The organism is Rhizorhabdus argentea, assembly GCF_037861105.1.
Classification (GTDB): domain Bacteria; phylum Pseudomonadota; class Alphaproteobacteria; order Sphingomonadales; family Sphingomonadaceae; genus Rhizorhabdus; species Rhizorhabdus argentea.
The window spans coordinates 1-20,931 of record NZ_JBANFK010000017.1 but is presented as its reverse complement, the minus strand read 5'-3'; the positions used below and the strand labels follow the sequence as shown (position 1 = coordinate 20,931).

The following is a 20,931-nucleotide window of genomic DNA, read 5'->3' as shown; positions in this document are numbered from 1 at the left end:
GACCCTTTGCTAGTTGGAGGTGCTTCCGCTGCTGTCTTCCATCGTCAGTGCCGCACTGAAATCCGGCAGGGTGAGAGATCCGAACATCGCCGCGAACCCGGGCGCGAACGTCATGTCGCGCAGTCGCACAGTGACGAGGGGGGAGATATCCGGGCCGTTGGGATCGCCCGCGTAGCCGAGCCCGACATGCTGATATATGACCTGAACATTGGCGGGCTGGATTTCAGGCATGAATGCCTGCATGCGGAGCACGATGTTGTTGAATGCCGTTCCGTCATAGCCATAGCTGCTGCAACCGCCGCTCTGGCAGGTGATCGTGGCGCTGAACGCGCAGGAGCCGGCGCTGCTCACCGGGATATTATTTCCCTGCGAGCAATTATAGGGCGAGCTCATGAAGTTGATGCCCGCCAGGCCGGACGGCACGAGATCGGTGACGACGGCGAAGCGGACGCCCATCTGCGTCGCCTTCTCGGCCCGGTTCCAGGTCCACATCAATGCGCCGACATAGATGATGCCGATCAGGAAGAGCAGCAGCAGCGGTAGGACCAGCGCAAATTCGGCAGCGGTCGCCGCGTTGGTCGACCGCGCGAAGCGGGTGAGGAAGGCGTTCATATCCCCATCACCGGGCTTTCGGAGCTGGCGTTGAGCGCCAGTCCCGTCGTATCGAACCCGACCATGCCGAACAGCGAGACATAGGGCACGCTGGCGCTGACCGTCACCACGGGGGCGCCCATCGCGACGCCGTTATAGATGCCGCTGTAAGCACCGCTCGTGTCACAGGTGACGCTGACCGTGATGGTCGTGGGGCTGGTCCAGTAGCCCAGCCGGGGCGTCGTCCCGCCGAGCGCGCCTGTCCGCGTGATTTCGCGGATGGCCTGTTGGGCGCCCGCCGAGGCCGACGCGCAGGTGAAATCCGAAAAACCAAGACGGCCGGCATAGCGCGCTCCGTCGCGCACCGCCTTCACCACGACATGCTCGTCGAGAAAGTAGCGCGCCAGCTCGAAGCTGCCGAACATCAGGATCATCAGCATCGGCGTGACGAGCGCCATTTCCGCGGCCGCCACCCCTCGCCGATCGGCCCAGAAGCGTGCGAGGAAGCTGGGGGCGCCCATCATTCACTCCACCAGATACGGCTTGTCGCGACTGACGAACTGGGGCTGGTTATTGCCGCCGGTAGTCGTCTTGCCGATGACCTCGATATAGACCTCGTCCGTCGAGGTGCGCGTGCGCGCTATGGAGGGTTCGACAAGGAAGACGTCGATCCACTGCTTGACCTTTACGTCCTTGGAGGCGCCGTTGACGCCTTCGGCCTTGCAGTTGATGACCGCGACGGCAACCTTGCGCCGATCGGCATTTGCGGGCGGACCGACGCCGCCGGCCGGATCGCAGACCGGGGCCTTGTACGAAGTGAGCGCCCCGACCGGCCGCGGGCCAAGATGTCCGCTCGAAATTTCCCAGTCATAGGTCTGGGCGCGGGTCGGATTGGCTCCCACCGCGGCTTTCCACTGAGCTGTGGTGAAGCCGTGATTGACCTTGAAATAGATATCCCGATCCCAGTTGCCGTCACCGATGACACCCCCAGGGCAATCGCCATTGGCGCTCACCGCATGGCAGATGTCTCGCGGATGCCCCATTGCCGTGACAGTGGTGTCCTTGCGGGTTATCGGATCGGGCAGATAGCGCTGTGACGGATCCACTTCCCGCCAGCCTGAGCCGGACAGGTTGCAGCTGTTGTTGCTGGCCGGCGCGTTCGGCCGGACGAGATCCTTCACCGTGTTCAGGGCAGGAGGACAACCGGCCGGGCCGCAATTCCTGGCATAGCCATTTTCGTAGATGTCGAAGCGCGTGTTGATGGCGGTGGAAACGGAACTCATGTTGCCCGGCGCCGTGTTGACGCCCGTTCCCTTGACGCAGTCGAACGACGTATCGACATGTCCGAACACGTCGCGCAGATTGTTCGCGCTGGGGCTTGCACCGACTTCCAGGAATCCGAAGTTCCCCGGAGCCAAGGCGCCGCCCCCACCGGACTTGGCCACTATCCCCTTTCCAACAAGGCCATCGACGTTGAAATCGGTGTTGAGAGCCGTTTCCGCGGGATTGCACAGCATGAGCGGCGGAACCTTGCAGATCGCGGACGCCAGGCCAGCGACCGCCGTGGCGTTGATGCTGCCGGACCTGAGGGCGCCGACGATCGCGGTGAGCGCATAGACCGCCTCGCGTCCCTCGACGGTTACGCTGACGAAGCGGGCGTCGGTAGCGGTCGTTGCGGCCGTGAAGGTCGTTTCGTTCGTGTAGCTCTGGTAGAAACGGATCTTGCCCGTCGCGTCGCAGGCGGGCTCGGGGGTGACAGTAACCGCCGCTCCCTTCCCGTCGTTGGCAAAAAGCGTGTTATTGGTGACGAACGAGACGGCCGCCGCGCTCGCACGGGCGCATTGGCCCGGGGTTCCATCCAGCTGCGTCACCGCCGCCAGCGCCGCCTGGTCCGCCGCGCTCTGAAGCTCGCTGTCCATCGTGGCCAACCGCGCATAGTCGAAGGCGAGGCCGCCAACGGCGATCAGGGCGGTCATCGATAGGGCGATGGTCGGCGCGACCGCGCCGCTCGTCTCCATCGCCCACCGCTTACACCTACGCAGCACCATCGTACTTGCTCCTCTGGGCCGTTTCTCAGCGAGTGCTGCCTCCGGCAGTGCCGACGCTGGATGTGTTGACCGAAACAGGCTCCTTCACCTTGCCTTCGCGGTAGCGCTGGACGGCGGCGGCGGAGCGTTGGCCATCACCACCTTCCACAAGCGCGGTCGTCGCGACGGGGTCGGGATCGATGATCTGGGCGATCTTGTAGCGATGGACGGACTCGCCAAAGCCGGGGTCGACGGGCGCACAGCCTGTGGCGATCAGCCCGGCGGTGACGAGGAGGAAAGGGGTCGCGCGCATGGTGATCACCTCACGATATATCCGGTTTCGCCATCGATGCCGGTTTGCTTCTGGTCGGCTGCGGCAGGTTTGGCCGTGGTGCTGGCGGACGACGCGAACGGGTCGTTCTTGATCGCGCTGTCGGTACGGCCAGCCAGGAACAGGTCCAGCTCATGCGGTTCGCCGACGCGCTCGGTTGGCAGCGACGCGACCTGATCGGCCGGCATCGGTTTCACCAGCCGAGGCGTGACGATGATCACCAGCTCGGTCTCTTCCTTCTGGAAGCCGGTCGAGCGGAACAGCGCGCCGATGATCGGGATCGACCCGAGGACCGGGAACTGCCGCACGGTATCCTGGAAATCCTTGCGCAGCAGCCCGGCGATCGCGAAGGACTGGCCGTCGCGCAGCTCTACCGTGGTCTTGGCGCGCCGCGTCTGCAGGCCCGGGATCAGCAAGCCGTCGATGTTGATCGAGGCCGACGGATCGATCGAGCTCACCTCGGGCGCCACCAGAAGATTGATGATGCCATCTTCCAGCACGGTAGGGGTGAAGGCGAGGCTGACGCCGAACGGCTTGAACTCGATCGTGATCGTTCGGCCGCCGGCCCCGTTGCTGGCATTCTGCGCCACGGGGATCGGGAATTCGCCGCCGGCCAGGAACGATGCCGTATCGCCCGAAAGCGCGATCAGATTGGGCTCGGCCAATGTCCTGACGACACCTTTCTCCTCGAGCGCATCGAGCACGCCGGTGATATCGAGCGAGCCGAGGGTGAATTTGCCGGCGACGATGCCGAAGGTGTCGAGGATATGGCCGAGATCGACGGTCGGATGGCCGTTGGAATCGGTGAGCAGGGTAGTGGAAACTGCGCTGCTACCAGTGCCACCGAGAAACTTGCCGCTGTTGCTGCGGAAGGCAGAATTGAGGCCGATCTGCTTAGCAGCGGATCGCTTCATTTCGGAGAAGCGCACTTCCAGCATCACCTGCTGCGATGCGCCAACGGCCAGCATGTTGACCACCTTGTCGGGCGCGTAAGTCGCCGCGATCCGGTTGGCGCGATCCGCAGCGGCTGCCGAGGTGACGACGCCGGACAGCACCACCGCGTCGTTGGCAACACGCGCGCCGATCGTCTCGTGGGGCATCAGCTCCGATAGCTGGCGGCGCAGGCCGATCACGTCGGGGCCGACGACGATGTCGACTACCGCGATCAGCGTCTTGTTGCGATCGTAGATCGAGAGGCTGGTGGTGCCGAGCTTCTTGCCCAGCACATAAAGCGACCGGTCGGTGAGCGGCAGGACGTCGGCGATCTCCGGATTGCCGATCAGCGCCTGCACATAGGGCTGGTCGATGCGGAGGACCTGGCTCTTGTTGACCGGCACGTCGAGCTGACCACCGTGCTGATCGTCACCGCTCATGATCGACGTCGCTGGCTGCACTACCGCCATGGCGGGGGCTGTGATCGCCGCTCCCGCCAGTGTCGCGAGGAGCAATATGCGAGTGCGAGTGCGCGTGCTCATTGTACGTCCCCCTTGTCATTGTAACCGACCTTGATGTCGGAGCCGGCATAGCTGCCGACCTGATAGCTGCTCGACTGGAAGCCCCGCATGATCTCCACCGAGTTCCCGGCGGGCTTGCGCACGACGGCGCGGTAGATCGGGCGGGCGCGATAGCGGGCGACCGGCGCGCCCATCCGGACAGGCTCGGCGTTCGCGCGCAGATCGGTCAGGCTGACCGTTGTGACGGGCGATTGCGTGCTGTCGCCGACCTTGCGCAGCACCAGGCTGAGCGTGCCGACATTCTGGGCCAGCGCGAGCTTTTGCGCCTCGACCTGGGTCACCTCGAGCGTCGCAGTCTTGCCGACCGTGGGCTTATCGCTGGTGCCATTGGCATCCTGATCGATCCCGATCACGCGGATATTCTGGAGGAGCACATCGGTGATCTGCCGCTCCTGATCGTCCTTGCCGACCTGGCGGGTAACCAGCACGTCGACCATGTCGCCGGGGAGCGCGAAGCCGCCCACGCCCGACACATCGTTGGTGCGGACCGTTGCGGCGCGCTTGTCCGGCGCTATCAACCCGGAAATGGTGGCACGGCCGCCCGCGCCCGAAAGCTTGGCGGCCAGGACCGGCTCGTTGGGCTCCATCGGCCGCAATACGATGCGCGGATTTGCCGGATTGGCGGCATCCGCGACGTTGAGGAACGCGCCTGGCGGCACAGAGTTGGACGGCCAATCGACCATGCGGATGCTGTCGGCCGTGATCTTGGTGCCGAATGCCAATGGCATCCGCGCGACGGCGACCTGCACAGACCGTGGCTTGTTGCCCGAGTCAGGCGTCGCTCCGCTGCCGAGGAACATGTTCGCGAGGAAAACGGCAACCAAGCCGATCAGGATCGCGGCACCCAGAATGATAAACGATTGTACACGTGGCATGACTCGTCCTCCCCCGTGAAGATGTTCACAAATCATTCCGAAGATTGATCAGAGAAATTCTTCCCATCTCTCGCAAGCTGGCTGAGTTATAGAGACCAGCTTGCGAGATGTTGGTGTTATCAGGTCGGACCCTTACGGGCAGGTCTTGCCCGTGCTGGTGATGCAGGTCGCAGCGGTGCTCATGGAGGTGCTTACTGCGCCACCCAAAATGATCGACGCCCCTGCAATTGCAGTTCCGACGATCGCCAGAATGAGTGCATATTCAGCCGCAGCCGCGCCTGATTGATCACTCCAGTAGTTCTTCAGATATTTCGTCATGTTGAACTCCGTTAGCTTTGGCGCGAGACAGCCCCACACCTACGGATCGGCGGCGAACTTTAGCCAGGAAAACTAGAACATCGCGGAGAGACCGCTAGCTTCCGTTGCACCGCTTCGGCAGACAATTGCAGAAATTGGCCAGCGTGGAAGTCGACAATGAGGAGTAGACTTATATGGTCATTTTCAGACAGAAACGAGCGCAGGCTGCGCATCAGGCTTATGGACGAATGCCGGTGATTCGAGGACTTTCGCAGTTGCAGCAGAGTCTCCGCGATGTCGATCAGTTGAATTTACATGACGATTACATGGCCTTAGCTGCACTCTCCCATTCGCTTGCGGTCGTACCCGACGATACTCCAAGGGTCGGAACCGGCTAAAAGGGAGTATCTCGGCGACCACCGACGAAAGGGGTAGCATCGCTCCGCGCGCCCGCAATTAAGCACAAGCAAACCATTGACCCGAATGATGGCAACTCCAGCTTCTGCTGGCGGTTTCCTTTCCAGCGGAATAGGATTGCCCAATGCATATTGGCGACCAGGATCTCGATCGGAAGGCGGGCGCCGTGAGTCGGCTCCAGCGCAATCTCGTGCGCGTGATGTTCGGCTGGACGATCGTCGCGAGCTTCGCTTGCGGCCTGCGCGTGGCTTTCGCCGCGACGCCGATCGTCGATGCCGCCGAGATGCTGCTGGTGGCCGTGCCCTACATCCTGGTGGTCGCGGCACCGATCCTGTCCGGATTCCTCGCGCTGCGCTGGTTCGCACCTGGGACGGACATGAACCAACCGCGCATTCGTCTCGCGCGTGTGGGCCGCTGGCGGAGCGTGTCCGGCGCGGAGGCACGGACGATGCGTTATTATGGCGCTAGCGGCCTCATCTACTCGCTGATGCTTGGCATGTTACTCAACGTGCCGATACGGACGGCCGAATTCCTCTTCGCTATCCCCGCCGCCGGTGCCGCGCCAAGCTGGTATGGGCCCCTATTCGGCGTGATGCTGGCCGATGTTGTGCTGTTTTCAAGCCTTTACGTCGTCGCCTTCGTCGCGGCTTTGCGCCATGTGCCGCTCTTCCCGCGCCTGCTCGTCACGATCTGGGCAATCGACCTGGTGATGCAACTCGGCATCGCGCGGGTCATGGGCGGCACGCCCGGCTTGCCTGGCAGCGTAGGCGGCGCGCTCGTCAGCCTGCTCGATGGCAACATCAAGAAGGTACTGATCGGGATCGTGCTATGGGCACCCTATCTGCTGCTTTCCCGCCGCGTGAACCTGACCTATCGACACCGTGTCCCGGCCTAGAACGCCGCCTCTGGAATATGCCGTCGTTATTGTGCCGGTGGCGGGTAAATGATCCAACCGGCAGCCTTTCCAGGCGGCCGACTACAAGGCCCTCTTGAACTCGCACCGCCACCCCCGGAGCGTCGCAGATTGGATAGGTTGATTTAAATCGGACGTAACCACGGCCATATTCGTACCCGAGCCGCTCACGTCGGTCGATCCGCCAACTCGGACGGTTCTGGATTTATTGCCGGAACTGTCCGCAAAGACGATCTGAACAGTGTAATTACACGCATACACGGCCCGTTCTGACTGGCTGGCAATAATGACGAACCCACTCTCTCTTTGAGATATCGACGCTCTGGTTTCCGCCAATGCTGGAACTGCGATGAGGTACGTATAGAATATGGCAATGGTGGTCAGTATTCTCATTACCCCCTCCATAATAAAGGTAATGCTCTATTTATCACTCGGCAGCGGAAATTTGGAAACGCATGAGGGCTACGCCCCTATAGTCAGGGCGTCAGCTATTCTTCGTAGTCTTGCTCGAATTGGGAGCGACGGAAGTCTCTTTCGAATCTTACGCGTAACGAGCTCGCCGCCGGAAAAGCACGCGTGAGATCGCGCGCTGGCACCTATCCAGCGGTGGCGGCCCGATTCAATCTGCAGGCCTGACCTCACGCGCATAGCTCCACCGCATGGAGGTGAGGGTCAGTGGCAGGAGAGGTCTGGCCGACGCGCCTCTCACGCTCCCCTGGCCTCCGTCTCCCGCGGCGGGGGATGTGTGCAATGACTTGATGGCCTGCCATAGTTGAACTGGTCTGACTCAAGCAGACGTGGTATAAATGAAATGGTTGCTTGGCGCGTTCGCTGGAACAAGGTGACACAGGAGACGGGTTTCTTCGATACGTGACGAATGATCCGGAAAAATTCCGGATTGTGATAGGCTCGACGAAGCGAAAGCTGCCGACCTTCTCCGGCCACACCAAGAACCTCTGAGAGCCATTCGCGTCCGGCGATTTGGCCCGGAACTGCACGATGATTGGTCGTTGCTACGTGCGTAAAGATGGCAGCGTCCCGGAGAGTAGCCATGAAAAAGATCGGCGACGAAATACATCTCGATACCCGAGAGGCCAGTGGCGGCGACACGCCGCATTATGTGCGATATGTCCTGATGATAAGCCTGCTTCTGGCGATCCTCGCCATGTCGGCAGTATGGATCACGGCCGCCACCTTCTCGCATCCACAGCGCGGCCTGCCGGTAACGGCCGAAGAGCACGCGCTCGGAGGATAAGCGCTAGCGCTGGCGAAGCTCCGGGCGCCGCCGCGTCCGGAGCTTGCCGCGTCCGCCGGGATCACATCCCGTTTACGACCGCCGCCTTCTGCGCGTTGGTCATCGCGTCCGCATTGACGTCGGACTTGTCGATCGCCTCTTCCTTCGCCTTTCCGGCCTCGCGCGTCGCGTCGGCGCGGGCCTGCATCATGTCCTCGGCGGTGCCGGACATATTGTCGGCTGCCGCGTCCATGGCGTCGGCGCGGTTGTCCATGGCCTGCCTGGCCTGATCGCCCAGCTTGTCATCGCCCTTGCCTCCGCAGGCGGCGAGCCCGAGGCACGCCGCCGTCAGTCCAGCGATCTTCAGGATCTGCATGATAGTCGCTCCGGTCGTTGCACCGGATCATGAGCGCTCGCTCCTGCCAAAGGTTCCCCTGCCCCAGGTTGCAACAAGCTGCTGCGTCACGCCGCCCGCAGCTGGGCCACGATCCGCTCCAGTTCCGCGCTGAGCCTGCCGGCATGATCGCGCACCCGCGCACCGATCGAGCGGGTGCCGTCGGCGCTGTCGCGCACCGCCGATAAGGAGCGGGCGATCGTTTCCACCGAATCATGCGTGTCGCCGGCGTGCTGGCCCACCAGCTGGCTGGCCTCGAGGATGGCGGCCGCGGTGGCCTGTTGCTGGACGACCGCACTGGCGGTGCTGTTGATCGTGGCGTTCAGGTTCTGGAGCAGGCCGTGCACCTTCTCGACCAGCGAGGTGGTGGCGCGGGCCGCTGCTTCGACCCCCGCGACACGGCCATGGATGTCGTTGGTGGTGCGGTGGGTCTGCGTCGCCAGCCCCTTCACTTCGCTGGCCACGACCGCGAAGCCGCGGCCAGCCTCGCCGGCCCGAGCCGCCTCGATCGTGGCGTTGAGCGCGAGCAGGTTGGATTGGGTGGCGAGGTCCTCGATCAGCCGCGCGGCGGCGCCGATCGAATCGATCTGAACCAGCAGATCGCCATTGGCGTCGGTCGCCGCGCCCGATTCGGCATCGGCGAGCCGCATGGCCTGCGCGATCTGCTCCGACTGTTCGTGGATACGGCGCGTCGCGCGATCGAGCTCCTGGACGTTGTTCTCGATCAGTTGGAGCGCTGATGCCGATGCCGCGCTACGCGTCTGCGCCAGCTCCGATGCGCGCTTCTGGGTCTCGACCGACGAGAGCGTCACCGCCGCGCTCCGATCGAGCTCGTCGGCGCTCGTGATGAGTTGCTCGATCAGCGTGCCGATCTGCGCGTTGAGCCGATCGGCGACGCCGTTCGAAATCATGCTGAGCTGCTGACGGTGCTGCGCCTGCTCCTCGGCTTCCTTCTGCGCGATCAGCTGCAGCCGCCGATTCGCCTCTTCCGCCTGAGCGAGCGAGCGCTCCGCCGAGGCATGGGCCGTGCGTGCTTCTTCCAGTGCGCTATCGCGTCCGGCAAGGCTCTCCTCAGCTAGGCGCGATTTGCTTTCGAGCGCCCGCTGGGTGGCAAGCACAGACCGGATCAGCCAGCAGGAGAGGCCGATGAACGCCGCCGCGCTCGCCAGTATCAGCCATGATAATTCCCTGATCGCCTCGCCCGCTGGCGACACCCAATCCCACTGGACATGCCCTAATGGCCGGCCATCCGCGTCGTTGACGGTCAGTTCGTTGCGGGCGTCGCCCTGTGGCGGGATGCTCTGCCAGGCGATGGCCGGCAATGCGAAGCTCCTGGCCCATTTGGCGAGCAGGGCCGGGCCAACGGGCTTGACCAGCACCACATAGCGCAACGGCGCGCGCGGCAGCGCCACTCCCTTGGTGAACGGCAGGATCGCCGCGGCCGAGAAGATCGCCAGTTGGCCGTGCCGAACTCCGGCCGTCGTCACGGCACCGATGGCGGCGGCGTCCGCCGCGCGGCGCGGCAACCGGCGCAGAAGACGCGGCAGCACCTCCGGCGCGTCCGAGCCGAAATCGGCGGCGAACCAGGCATTTGGGCGCGACGCATAGAGCGTCCTGCCCCGCTCATCGATCACATAGAGAGGAATGGTGCCGAGGAAGTTGGTGTTGAGCCAGTGCCGGTCGACTTCGCCATAGACATGCTCGACGGCATCGTCCCATCGCGCATAGTCCATCGTCGAGCCGGACAGCGTCGCGCCCTCCTGGGCGAGCGCCCCGCGCACCATCCGCAGCTTTTCGTCGGCAGCATCCGCATCCATCTGCATCATCAGCGATCCGAGCAGAAAGACCGTCGCGACGATCCCCACGCCCGTCAGCACTGCGAAGCGCAGCAAGGCAGGCGGCTGGCCGGCGGCGAACGACCACAGTCGCGCAAGGGTTCGAAGCAGCCAGACGGGGAGCGGCATTGGGCGCATGGACATGCCCGATCTATGCGCCGCCGAATATCACCAAAATGTTAACCACGACGGCCGCCGCGGCTAAGCTCCGCCAAAAACAGAGGCTTACGCGCGACAGGCATCGTGAGCAGCGCGAGGGGGGGTAAGGCCGCTGCGATAATCTGGTCGGGGCGACAGGATTCGAACCTGCGACCCCTTGACCCCCAGTCAAGTGCGCTACCAGGCTGCGCCACGCCCCGACCAAGGCTGCGCGCTTTAGGCAGGTCTTTCGTGCTTGGCAAGCGCCCGGTTGCGCCTTCCATGCGGAACGTGATAGGCGCGCGGCCACTTCGGGCTGGTTCGTGCCCGCCCTCTTTCGGGATACCTTGATCGATGTTCGCTTCACCCGCTTACGCACAGGCCGCAGGCGCGGCGCCCGCCGGCGGCGGCGCCGCGATGCTCATGCAGTTCGCGCCGCTGATTTTCATCTTCGTGATCTTCTATTTCCTGATGATCCGCCCGCAGCAGCGCAAGATGAAGGAGCACCGTCAGGCGATCGACGCGGTCCAGAAGAACGACCAGATCGTCACCGCCGGCGGCATCGTCGCCAAGGTCGTCAAGGTCGATGAGCATGAGGTCGAGGCCGAGATCGCGCCCAACGTCAGGGTGAAGATCGTCAAGAGCACCATCTCCGAGGTCCGTCGCACGGCCTCGGGCAAACCCGCCAACGACTGAACCCAACATGCTCGATTTCCCGCGTTGGAAGATCTGGTCGATCGTCCTGTCGATGGCGCTCGGCGTGCTGTTGTCACTGCCGAGCTTCGTGCCCGAGGCGACGATAGAGCGCTGGGGCCTCGGCGGCCTGCCGCGCATCAATCTGGGGCTCGACCTTTCGGGCGGCAGCCACCTGATGCTCGAGGCGGACACGACCGACCTCGCCAAGCAGAACATCACCAAGATGGAGGACCAGGTCCGCACCGAAATGCGCCGCGCCGATCCTCCGATCGCGATCGGCGATATCTCGACGACAGGCGGCCGCCTTTCCTTCTTCGTGCGTGACGGAGCGCAGCTCGACGCCGCGGTCGAGCGCATCCGCACGCTGACCCAGCCTTCGGGAATGAGCGGCCAGCGCGACTGGAACGTCCAGGTGGTCGATTCCACCCGCATCGTGCTGACCCCGACCGATGCCGGGCTCGCCCAGACTACCGACAGCGCGATGCAGGTCGCCACCGAAGTCGTCCGCAAGCGCATCGACGAGATGGGCACCAAGGAGCCCACCATCATCCGCCAGGGCAGCGACCGGATCATCGTCCAGGTGCCCGGCCTGCAGGATCCGGCCGCGCTCAAGGCCCTGATCGGCAAGACCGCCAAGCTCGAGTTCAAGCTGGTCGACCTGACCGCCGATCCCGCCGAGGTGGCGAAGGGTCATGCGCCTGTCGGCAGCGAAATCCTGCCCTATCCCGAAAGCCCCAGCGGCGTCCCGTTCATCGCGGTAAAGCGTCGCGCGATGCTGACTGGCGACGAGCTGGTCGACGCCCGGCCGAGCTTCAACAGCCAGACCAACGAGCCGGTCGTGTCGATCACCTTCAACAGCGAGGGTGGCCGCAAGTTCGCGCGGGTGACGCAGGAAAACGTCAACAAGCCCTTCGCGATGATCCTCGACAACAAGGTGCTGTCGGCGCCGAACATCAACGAGCCGATCCTCGGCGGCCAGGCGCAGATATCGGGCCGCTTCACCACCGACAGTGCCAACGAACTCGCAATCTCGCTGCGTTCGGGCAAGCTGCCGGTGGCGCTGAAGGTGGTCGAGGAGCGCACCGTCGGGCCGGATCTCGGCGCCGATTCGATCCGCGCCGGCACGCTCGCCAGCGTCATCGCCGCGGTCGGCGTGGTGATCTTCATGCTGGTCAGCTATGGCCGCTTCGGCTTCTATGCCGATCTCGCGGTGGTGATAAACATCTTCATCATCCTGGGCGTCATGGCGCTGATGAACGCGACGCTGACCCTGCCGGGCATCGCCGGCTTCGTGCTGACGATCGGCACCGCCGTCGATGCCAACGTGCTGATCAACGAACGCATCCGCGAGGAACTGCGGCGCGGGCGCAATCCCACCCAGGCCGTCGAGTTCGGCTATAAGGAAGCCAGCCGCACGATCTTCGAGGCGAACGTTACCCATGCGATTGCCGGGCTGATCATGTTCGTGCTCGGCTCCGGCCAGGTGAAGGGCTTCGCGGTCGTGCTGCTGATCGGCATCGCCACCTCGGTGTTCACGGCCGTGGTCTTCACCCGCATGATGGTCGCCCTGTGGCTCCGCCGCGCGCGGCCGACGACGCTGCACATATGATCGGAACAGTCCCATGCGTCTGCTGAAGCTCGTTCCCGACAACACCAATATCGGCTTCGTCCGCGTTCGGATCGTGGCCTTCGTAATCACCGCGCTGCTGACGATCGCATCGATCGGTGCGGTGGCCTATCATGGCCTCAATCTCGGCGTGGATTTCGTCGGTGGCCTGATGATCGAGGCCAAATTCCCCGCTCCGCCGTCGCTCGATGCGGTGCGCCGCAATGTCGACAAGCTCGGCGTCGGCCAGGGTTCGCTCCAGCAGTTCGGCGATCCCAAGAGCGTCTCGATCCGCCTGCCCACACCCGCGAGCACCGACGAGGGCGCCACCAATGCCGTGGTCAACAAGGTCTCCAACTCGCTCAGGGCCCAGTTCCCGGGCGTCACCTTCCCGCGCTATGACACCGTCTCGGGTAAGGTCTCCGACGAGTTGATCCGCAACGGCCTGCTCGCCGTCGCGCTTGCGGTGATCGGGATCGCGATCTTCTCCTGGCTGCGCTACGAATGGCAGTTCGGCGTCTCCACCTTCATCGCGATCGTCCACGACGTGCTGATGACGCTGGGCTTCTTCGCGATCACCTGGATGGAGTTCGATCTCAACATCGTCGCCGCGGTGCTCACGATCATCGGCTATTCGATCAACGACAAGATGGTGATCGACGACCGCATCCGCGAGAACATGCGCAAGTACCGGCAGATGGACATGAAATCGCTGATCGATCTTTCGGTCAACGAGACGCTGCCGCGCACGGTGATGACGTCGCTCACCGTGATGCTCGCGCTCGGCGCGCTGCTGCTGTTCGGCGGGCATGTGCTGCGCGGTTTCGCGGCGGCCATGATGCTCGGCATCGTCGTCGGCACCTATTCGTCAGTCTATGTGTCCTCGTCGCTGCTGATCACGCTGGGTCTCGAACCGCAGCGCTTCGCCGCCAAGCCGGACAACGCCCGTCCGAACGCCGAACGGGTCGGCCCCAGGACCTGACGGTCATGGTGAGCTTCGATCGCGAACTCCCAGCGGCCGGCCCGACCGTCCGCGGCTTCGCGGGGAAAGCTTTTCGAGTCGAGGACCGGATCGTGCCGGGGGGCCTGTGGCTGACCCCTGACGATGCGCGCGACTGGACACCGCCGGCTCTCGAAGCGCTCACCGCCGAAGATGTCGCAGCCCTGCTCGCGATCCAGCCGCCGCCTGAGTTCCTGCTGCTCGGCACGGGCCCGTCGATGCGCCGCCCCTCGCCTGCCTTCGCAGCAGCGATCGAGGCGATGGGCTTCGGCATCGAGGCCATGGACAGCCGCGCCGCCGCCCGCGCCTGGAATGTCCTGCGCGGCGAGGACCGCTGGGTGGTTGCGGCGCTGATGCCGCTGTAGCTGCCTTTCTGCCCTTTGTTCGAGGTCAGGGGTTTGCTTCGGCCAGCCCCTTCAGATGCGCATAGAGCGCCTCGCAATTCCGTTCCCAGCTGAACCCCCGCACCGCCTCCGCCACCTCGGTCTGCGGTGCCGGGTTCGCCAGCACTCCCTCGATCCCCGCAGCGATGGCATCCGGCGTCCGCTCCACCAGCCGCCCCGCCGCCGGCCGATCGACCACGTCGCGCGCACCGCCCACGTCGGTGATCACGAGCGGCGTGCCGCAGGCGAGCGCCTCCACCCAGACATTGGCGAGCCCTTCCGAGGCCGACGGCAACGCCATCACATCCGCCGCGGCCAGCAAGCCGGGCAGTTGCGCGTGCGGAAGCGCCCCGAGCAGCCGAACCCGATCCTGCAGCCCCTTTGCGGCGATCTGCGCCGCCAGCGCGTCCTGATCCGGGCCGCGGCCGGCCAGCAGCAACGTGACGCCCGGCAAGGCGCGCATCGCCTCAATGACCAGCGCCTGTCCCTTGAGCGGGATCAGGTTGCCGATCGTGACCACCAGCGGGCCCGTTACGCCCAGTTCCGCCTTCGCCACAGCGCGGTCCTGGACATGGAACATCGAGCGGTCGATGCCGGTATGATGGATGCCGATCCTTTCGCCCGGCATTCCCATCGCGATCATGTCGCGGCGCAGCGCCGCCGACACCGCAAGGAGACCGTCCGCCGCCTGACCGGCCGCGACGATCTTGCCACGGCAACCCGCCTTATCGCCCCACAGGTGAATGTCGCTGCCGCGCGCCTTGATCGACACCGGTACGCCATAGCGCCGGCCGAGCCACACCGCCGCGGGACCATCCGGATAGAAGAATTGCGCGTCGATCACGTCGAACGCGAAATCCTCCCGCAGCGCATCGAGCACCGGGAGAAGGCCCCACCACAGGCTCCATGGATTGATCCGTCCGCCGATCAGGGGCAGCGCCGGAAAACGCGGCCGGCGCACGTCCAACCCGTCCCAGTCCTCGCGCAGCGGCAGTTCGCCAAGCGCGCGGTAGGCCGGATGGCGCCGCGCCAGGGCGGTCGGCGGCATCGCCAGCGGCGCAACGACCTTCACGTCCACGTCGGGATGCGCGGCCAGTGCGCGGGTCTGCCGCTCGACGAATCCCCCGAAGCCGGGACGGGTGCGATCCGGGAATAATGTGGATAATGTCAGCACGCGCAGCATCGGATCATCTTAGCCGCTTGGCGCCGCGGCGCACCCCCTGTTCGCGGCCATTGCGGCGGTGACGATTGGGCCCTAAAGAAACCAGCCTATGCTGCGTAAAGCCACCCGTCCGATCGCCTTGATGATCGCTGCCGCCCTTGTCACTCCACTGGCCGGCTGTGCCACCAGCAAGAACAAGGGCGATACCAAATATGTCGCCCGGGATGTCGACACGCTCTACAATGCGGCCAAGGAGCGGCTCGACCGCCGGCAATATAAGCTGGCGGCCGCCCTGTTCGACGAGGTGGAGCGGCAGCATCCCTATTCGGTCTGGGCCCGCCGCGCGCAGCTGATGAGCGCCTTTTCCTACTATCTGGCCCGTCAGTACACCGAATCGATCGGCTCGGCGCAGCGCTTCGTTGCGATCCATCCCGGCAACCGCGACGCGCCCTATGCGCTCTATCTGATCGCGATAGATTATTATGAGCAGATCCAGGATGTCACCCGCGACCAGAAGCTGACCCAGCAGGCGCTCGACGCCATGAACGAGCTGATCCGCCGCTACCCCGATTCGCGTTACGCCGCGGATGCGCGCGTGAAGACCGATCTGATCAAGGACCATCTCGCCGGCAAGGAGATGGAAATCGGCCGTTTCTATCAGCGCCGCGGCGACTGGCTCGCCTCGGTCATCCGCTTCCGCACCGTGATCGACCAGTATGACACCACCAGCCATGCGCCCGAGGCGTTGATGCGGCTGACCGAAAGCTACCTGGAACTGGGCATCCCCGTCGAGGCCGAGCGCGCTGCCGCGGTGCTGGGTACGAACTATCCCGGCAGCAAGTGGTACGGGCATGCCTATCAGCTCATCCGCAAGAAGGGCGCAGCCTGAGGCTCGGCGACAACTGCCCGTCATCCCAGCGAAAGCTGGGATCTCCCTTCTCTTCATCTCACAACTAAAGAGATTCCAGCTTTCGCTGGAATGACGTGGGTATGGAACCATCTTCAACGAAAGCCTAATCGCGTCTCGACGTTTCGTTAACCACCTCAGCCCTATACCGATTCCACCGGCAGAACCGGCATTTTCGTCTTGGGGCACTTGCAAAATAGATGACGCGCGCAGCTTCCAGTCTTTCCGGTGACGAGGTCGCCGCGCTGATGGATGAGCTCAGCGATATCTCGTTCGACCAGGCCGACGCAGCGGAAGCGTCGCCCGTCCCGCAGGCGCAGACCGTCGAGCTTTTCGCGCTCGGCCAGCGCAAGGATCGGCCGGTTGCCCAGCTTGCTCACTTGGAACGCATCAATGAGCGGATAGCACGGCGGCTGCGCGACGTGATCGAGCCGATCGCACAGACCCGCGCCAAGGTGGACGCCGTCCCGCTTGAGACGCGCCGCTTCGACGAGTGGCAGCGCAACCAGGCCGATTATATGAGCCTGAGCGTCTTTCGCGTCCGCCCCGCCAAGGGGATGATGATGATCGCGATTGACCCCGCTTTCATCACCAACATGGTCGACGCCTTCTATGGCGGTACAGGCGGCGGCCTCGCGACCAAGGGCGGGGAGTTCACCCCTTCGGAGCAACGGCTCCAGAAACGCCTCGTCACCGCCATTACCGATGTGCTGACCAGGAGCTGGGGTGAGACTTATCCGCTGCAGTTCGAATTCGCTGCCCACGAAACCAATGCCGATTTCGCGAACATGGTCCGCCCCGACGAAGCTGTCGTCGCGCAGAGCTTCACCATCAAGGCCGGCATGTCTCGTTCGACCCGTATCGAGATTCTCTACCCGCTCGCGATGCTCCAGCCGATCGAGGATGCGATCGCGTCGCGATCCCAGGCCGGCGGTGGCGGCGACGACCGCGACTGGAAGAACAAGCTGCTCGGTGCGCTCGACAATGTCGCGCTGCCGGTTCGGTCGGTGCTGGCGCGCCCGGAAATGACAGTTGCCCAGTTGCTGGCGCTGAAGCCGGGTGATGTCATCCCGATCACGCTGTCGCAGACGGTGCCACTGCTCGTCGGCAACCGCCGCTTCGCGGAAGGCACCATCGGCGAACAGGAAGGCCGCGCGGCCATGATGATAGAGAATCTCAACAAGGGTCTATTGAAATGAGCGATATGTCCGATGTTCCCGCAGTGCCGGGCGATCTGTCGAGCCGCGCCAATTACCGGCTGCTCGCGGATATCCCGCTGCGGCTGTCGGTCGAGGTCGGCAGCACCTCGCTGCGCCTGGCCGAACTGATGGATCTGAACTCGGGCAGCGTGGTCGAGCTTGACCGCCAGTCCAACGAGCTTCTCGACATCATGGTGAACGGCACGCTCGTCGCGAAGGGCGAGGTAGTGACAGTCAACGGAAAGTTCGGGATAAGGGTGGTCGACGTGGTCGCTGCCGATGCGCGGCTGTCGGGGATAGAACGCCGCCAATGATGCTTCGCCAATGATGATAGATTATTTGTTGAAACTGTTCCTGCTGGTTCCGCTCGTCGGTGGACTGGCATTCGGGTCGCTGTGGCTGTGGCGGAAAGTCCAGCCGGGCATCGCCATCGGCAACCGGCAGAGATCGCTCAAGATCGTCGACGCGATCCCGATGGGCGCCACCGGCCGACTGGCCGTGGTGGAGTTCGCCAATCGCCACATCCTGGTCTCGGTCTCGCGCGGCCGGATCGAGAAGCTCGCGGAAGCACCCGCCGACGGCGTGTTCGTGCTGCCGGATGAGGACGGCTGAGGAGCCCCTCGTCATGCGTCATGCTGAGCCGGTCCCGCGTTGAGGAGCGGCAGCACGAGATTGCAGACCAGGCCGCCGGGCGACAAGGCCACGCTGGTTGTCGTGCCGAGTTGATAGGGCAGACCGCATTCGATCAGGTTGAGCCCGAATCCCCGGCGCGTGGGCTTCTCATGGTCCGGCATCGCCACCCCGCTTTCGCGCCACTCGAGAGCCAGCGACGGGGGCTCCGTTTTGGTGTCGATCGACCACCGGACCGCCAGACGCCCCGCTGGCATGGCGAACGCGCCATGCTTCAGGGCGTTCGTGGTCAGCTCATGCACGGCCAAGGCCAGCGGCTGAACAGCGCTAGCCGGTAGCTCTGCCGATGGACCGTCAACAATGACGCGGGGATCGCTCGGTTCGATGCCGTGCGCCGCCAGCTCCGCGCGGACGAGGTCGCGGATCTCAATCGCCACCCCCCGGGAGAGAAAGCTCTGGACGCGCGACAGCGCCCCCAGCCGGCTGTTGAAGCGTTCGGAGAAGTTGTCGAGGGTGGCGCTGCCTGCCAGGGTCTGCGTCGCGAGCGAGCGAACCACACCGAGAAGGTTGCGCGTCCGGTGCTGAAGTTCGGCGATGAGCAGCTCCTGCTGGCCCTGCGCGCACTTGAGATCGTCAATGTCGGTCGACGCGCCGAACCAGGCGGTAACCGCACCATCGCTGTCGAACAGCGGCTGAATACGCACCAGAAACCAGCGGTACACGCCATCGTAACGAAGGACGCGGCATTCGTGGGATACGGACCGTGCGCTCCGGAAAGACGCTTCGAAAGTGGTCCGGACTTTCTCGGCGTCATCGGGGTGCAGTTTGCCCCACCCGTTATCCGGCAGCGTCTCCATCGGTTGCCCGAAATATTCGCACCAGCCTTGACTGGACCATGTCGCGGTCCCATCCGGCTCGGCGCGCCAGAGCAGGTCGGGCACGAGACGGGCGACCGCCTCGAAATGCGCCTGGCTCGCCCGCAGCGTCTCTTCCATATGGTTACGCTCGGTGATGTCCTGATAATAGACGGAGAGCCCGCCATCGTCGCGCGGATAGATTCGCGCCGAAACCCATCGTCCTGCTAGTTCGTTGAAATATTCCACATCCCGTTGTTGTCGATCTGCCATGGCCTGGCGGAACAAGGCAAGTTGGCGACGGAAACGGACTTCGCTTCTATTGGAGACAAAGTCGCCCAGCCGCCGCCCCACCATGGGCTCGGATCGGTTCAGCAGCGCGGTTGCGCGGGCATTGGCGTAGGTGACTCGCCACTCGGCGTCGACTGAGTAGAAGGCGTCGCCAATGCTTTCGAGGACCGCGGTCCGCTCGGCCTGTGCCGCCGCCAGCGCGGCCTCGACTTGCTTGCGCTCGGTGATGTCGCGACCGGTGGCGTAGATCAGATCCTCGTCGGCGAAACAGGCGTCGTGCCACTCGGTCCAGAGATAGCTGCCGTCCTTGCGGAGGATCCGATGTTCCTCCCGGATGCTCGTCTGGCCCGCCGCAAGCGCCGCCGCCGCCACCGCCGCCACCCTGTCGCGATCGTCCGGATGGATCAGTTCGAGAAATGGCCGCGACAGCAGCTCTGCCTCGCTCCAGCCCAAGATTTGGCAGGTCGCCGGATTGACGCGCATGAGCCTTCCGTCGGTCCAACTGGCAACTGTGAGCAGATCCGGAGACAGCGTGAAGAAGCGGTCGAGGCTGGGCATCTGAAAGTCGACTCTCTATAGGAGTGGCAACTGTCTACCAGCCGCGCGCAACGCGAGCCAGAGCCCGAAGGGCCTCAGGTGTTCCGCCGGATATCGGCCCACCCTCTGGCGGGCCTCAACGATCCCATCAGATCGCGCTGCTCCGCCCCAAAGGCCGCCAACATCGCACTGAGCCGCCGATGGCAAGGCGGCCTTCAGACCGTGCTTGCGACGATCCATGCACCCTCGACAGCAGATCCCCAACGTTTAAGTGGATGCTGAAACAAGTTCAGCATGACGTCGTGGTCTATCTACGCCCGCACTTCCAGGCCTGTGCTGTTGCGGTGAAGTGCGGCGAGCACCGTCGCCACGATCGACTCGGCATCGAGCCCCGCCTCGGCATATTGCTGCTCGGGCTTGTCCTGCTCCTGGAAGATATCGGGCAGGCGCAGCGTCCTGAGCTTCAGGCCATTGTCGATCAAGCCAAGGTCGGACGCCAGCGTCAGCACATGCGCCCCGAAACCGCCGATCGCGCCTTCCTCGACTGTCACTGCGACCTCGTGGCTTGTAAGCAGTCGCTGGATCATCATCTCGTCGAGCGGCTTGGCGAAGCGCAGATCGGCAACGCTGGTCGATAGACCGAGCGCCTCGAGCTGATCCGCGGCGCGCAGCGCCTCGCCCAGCCGGGTACCGAGCGAGAGGATCGCGACCGTATTGCCCTCGCGTACCAGCCGCCCCTTGCCGATCTCGAGCCGCTCGGGAACGGCCGGCAGTTCCACGCCTATGCCGTTGCCGCGGGGATAGCGCAGCGCGATGGGCCCGCTGTCGTGGAGGGCCGCGGTATGCACCATGTGGCAAAGCTCGGCTTCGTCGGCCGCGGCCATCACCACGAAATTGGGCAAGGTCGCCAGGTAGGTGACATCGAAGCTGCCCGCATGGGTGGAGCCATCGGCGCCGACCAGGCCCGCACGGTCGATCGCGAAGCGGACCGGCAGATTTTGAAGTGCGACGTCGTGCACGACTTGATCATAGGCGCGCTGCAGGAAGGTCGAATATATCGCGCAGAACGGCCGATAGCCCTGCGCGGCGAGGCCCGCGGC

The 20,931-nt window shown here is 64.2% G+C and carries 22 protein-coding genes and 1 tRNA gene; 10 read left to right on the top strand and 13 right to left on the bottom strand.

Going from position 1 to position 20,931, the window contains the following annotated elements; all coding sequences use genetic code 11:
- Nucleotides 1-9: 9 nt before the first annotated feature.
- The 7 genes from AAC645_RS14900 to AAC645_RS14870 all read right to left on the bottom strand — a co-directional run bounded on the left by AAC645_RS14900 (nucleotide 10) and on the right by AAC645_RS14870 (nucleotide 5,656).
- Nucleotides 10-612 (bottom strand): TadE/TadG family type IV pilus assembly protein, encoded by a 603-nt coding sequence (locus AAC645_RS14900; protein ID WP_340317134.1) that lies wholly within the window; start codon nucleotides 610-612, stop codon nucleotides 10-12.
- Nucleotides 609-1,115, bottom strand: a complete 507-nt coding sequence (locus AAC645_RS14895; protein ID WP_340317132.1) for a TadE/TadG family type IV pilus assembly protein — start codon at nucleotides 1,113-1,115, stop codon at nucleotides 609-611. Before AAC645_RS14895 ends, AAC645_RS14900 begins: the two co-directional genes overlap by 4 nt.
- Entirely contained in the window at nucleotides 1,116-2,639 is a 1,524-nt protein-coding gene (locus AAC645_RS14890; RefSeq protein ID WP_340317130.1) for a pilus assembly protein TadG-related protein, read from the bottom strand.
- Nucleotides 2,640-2,664: 25 nt separating this feature from the next.
- Complete coding sequence (locus tag AAC645_RS14885) at nucleotides 2,665-2,931, bottom strand: hypothetical protein (protein ID WP_340317128.1); 267 nt, start codon at nucleotides 2,929-2,931, stop codon at nucleotides 2,665-2,667.
- 5 nt (nucleotides 2,932-2,936) lie between these two features.
- Entirely contained in the window at nucleotides 2,937-4,424 is a 1,488-nt protein-coding gene (locus tag AAC645_RS14880) for a type II and III secretion system protein family protein (protein ID WP_340317127.1), read from the bottom strand.
- Nucleotides 4,421-5,338 (bottom strand): Flp pilus assembly protein CpaB, encoded by a 918-nt coding sequence (gene cpaB / locus AAC645_RS14875; protein WP_340317126.1) that lies wholly within the window; start codon nucleotides 5,336-5,338, stop codon nucleotides 4,421-4,423. Before cpaB ends, AAC645_RS14880 begins: the two co-directional genes overlap by 4 nt.
- Before the next feature lie 132 nt (nucleotides 5,339-5,470).
- Nucleotides 5,471-5,656, bottom strand: a complete 186-nt coding sequence (locus AAC645_RS14870; protein WP_340317124.1) for a Flp family type IVb pilin — start codon at nucleotides 5,654-5,656, stop codon at nucleotides 5,471-5,473.
- A 520-nt stretch (nucleotides 5,657-6,176) separates the two neighbouring features.
- Between AAC645_RS14870 and AAC645_RS14865 the strand changes: the two genes are divergently transcribed.
- Nucleotides 6,177-6,947, top strand: a complete 771-nt coding sequence (locus AAC645_RS14865; RefSeq protein WP_340317122.1) for a DUF2569 domain-containing protein — start codon at nucleotides 6,177-6,179, stop codon at nucleotides 6,945-6,947.
- Nucleotides 6,948-8,016: 1,069 nt separating this feature from the next.
- The gene (locus AAC645_RS14860; RefSeq protein ID WP_340317120.1) at nucleotides 8,017-8,220 is read left to right on the top strand and encodes a hypothetical protein; all 204 of its coding nucleotides are present in this window, start codon (nucleotides 8,017-8,019) and stop codon (nucleotides 8,218-8,220) included.
- Nucleotides 8,221-8,281: 61 nt separating this feature from the next.
- Here AAC645_RS14860 and AAC645_RS14855 read toward each other — a convergent pair whose 3' ends face one another.
- From AAC645_RS14855 to AAC645_RS14845, 3 genes are all read right to left on the bottom strand, one after another.
- Nucleotides 8,282-8,575, bottom strand: coding sequence for a hypothetical protein (locus AAC645_RS14855; RefSeq protein ID WP_340317118.1), 294 nt, complete (start codon nucleotides 8,573-8,575; stop codon nucleotides 8,282-8,284).
- An 86-nt stretch (nucleotides 8,576-8,661) separates the two neighbouring features.
- Entirely contained in the window at nucleotides 8,662-10,572 is a 1,911-nt protein-coding gene (locus AAC645_RS14850) for a methyl-accepting chemotaxis protein (RefSeq protein ID WP_340317116.1), read from the bottom strand.
- A 138-nt stretch (nucleotides 10,573-10,710) separates the two neighbouring features.
- Nucleotides 10,711-10,787, bottom strand: a tRNA-Pro gene (locus AAC645_RS14845).
- A gap of 133 nt (nucleotides 10,788-10,920) precedes the next feature.
- Between AAC645_RS14845 and yajC the strand changes: the two genes are divergently transcribed.
- The 4 genes from yajC to AAC645_RS14825 are packed head-to-tail and all read left to right on the top strand — an operon-like array spanning nucleotide 10,921 to nucleotide 14,233.
- The gene (gene yajC / locus AAC645_RS14840; protein WP_340317114.1) at nucleotides 10,921-11,262 is read left to right on the top strand and encodes a preprotein translocase subunit YajC; all 342 of its coding nucleotides are present in this window, start codon (nucleotides 10,921-10,923) and stop codon (nucleotides 11,260-11,262) included.
- 7 nt (nucleotides 11,263-11,269) lie between these two features.
- Nucleotides 11,270-12,871 carry a protein translocase subunit SecD gene (secD, locus tag AAC645_RS14835; protein WP_340317112.1) on the top strand — a complete coding sequence of 534 codons (1,602 nt, stop codon included), beginning with the start codon at nucleotides 11,270-11,272 and terminating at the stop codon, nucleotides 12,869-12,871.
- Between the two features lie 13 nt (nucleotides 12,872-12,884).
- Nucleotides 12,885-13,850: a protein translocase subunit SecF gene (gene secF, locus AAC645_RS14830; protein WP_340317110.1), complete on the top strand. Its 966-nt coding sequence runs from the start codon at nucleotides 12,885-12,887 to the stop codon at nucleotides 13,848-13,850.
- A gap of 5 nt (nucleotides 13,851-13,855) precedes the next feature.
- On the top strand, nucleotides 13,856-14,233 hold the full coding sequence (locus AAC645_RS14825) for an MTH938/NDUFAF3 family protein (protein ID WP_340317108.1): 378 nt from the start codon (nucleotides 13,856-13,858) through the stop codon (nucleotides 14,231-14,233).
- Nucleotides 14,234-14,258: 25 nt separating this feature from the next.
- Here the strand turns inward: AAC645_RS14825 and AAC645_RS14820 are convergent, their stop codons facing one another.
- On the bottom strand, nucleotides 14,259-15,434 hold the full coding sequence (locus tag AAC645_RS14820; RefSeq protein ID WP_340317106.1) for a glycosyltransferase: 1,176 nt from the start codon (nucleotides 15,432-15,434) through the stop codon (nucleotides 14,259-14,261).
- Between the two features lie 88 nt (nucleotides 15,435-15,522).
- On the opposite strand from AAC645_RS14820, the gene AAC645_RS14815 reads away from it, so the two are divergent.
- The 4 genes from AAC645_RS14815 to AAC645_RS14800 all read left to right on the top strand — a co-directional run bounded on the left by AAC645_RS14815 (nucleotide 15,523) and on the right by AAC645_RS14800 (nucleotide 18,131).
- Nucleotides 15,523-16,302: an outer membrane protein assembly factor BamD gene (locus AAC645_RS14815; protein WP_340317104.1), complete on the top strand. Its 780-nt coding sequence runs from the start codon at nucleotides 15,523-15,525 to the stop codon at nucleotides 16,300-16,302.
- 218 nt (nucleotides 16,303-16,520) lie between these two features.
- Nucleotides 16,521-17,519, top strand: coding sequence for a flagellar motor switch protein FliM (gene fliM, locus AAC645_RS14810; RefSeq protein WP_340317102.1), 999 nt, complete (start codon nucleotides 16,521-16,523; stop codon nucleotides 17,517-17,519).
- Entirely contained in the window at nucleotides 17,516-17,833 is a 318-nt protein-coding gene (fliN, locus tag AAC645_RS14805; protein WP_340317100.1) for a flagellar motor switch protein FliN, read from the top strand. Before fliM ends, fliN begins: the two co-directional genes overlap by 4 nt.
- Before the next feature lie 10 nt (nucleotides 17,834-17,843).
- The gene (locus tag AAC645_RS14800; RefSeq protein ID WP_340317099.1) at nucleotides 17,844-18,131 is read left to right on the top strand and encodes a FliO/MopB family protein; all 288 of its coding nucleotides are present in this window, start codon (nucleotides 17,844-17,846) and stop codon (nucleotides 18,129-18,131) included.
- 11 nt (nucleotides 18,132-18,142) lie between these two features.
- On the opposite strand, the gene AAC645_RS14795 is transcribed toward AAC645_RS14800, so the two are convergent.
- Nucleotides 18,143-19,852, bottom strand: coding sequence for a PAS domain S-box protein (locus tag AAC645_RS14795; protein ID WP_340317097.1), 1,710 nt, complete (start codon nucleotides 19,850-19,852; stop codon nucleotides 18,143-18,145).
- A 290-nt stretch (nucleotides 19,853-20,142) separates the two neighbouring features.
- A partial coding sequence (locus tag AAC645_RS14790; RefSeq protein ID WP_340317095.1) for a transketolase C-terminal domain-containing protein occupies nucleotides 20,143-20,931 on the bottom strand: 789 nt, incomplete at its 5' end.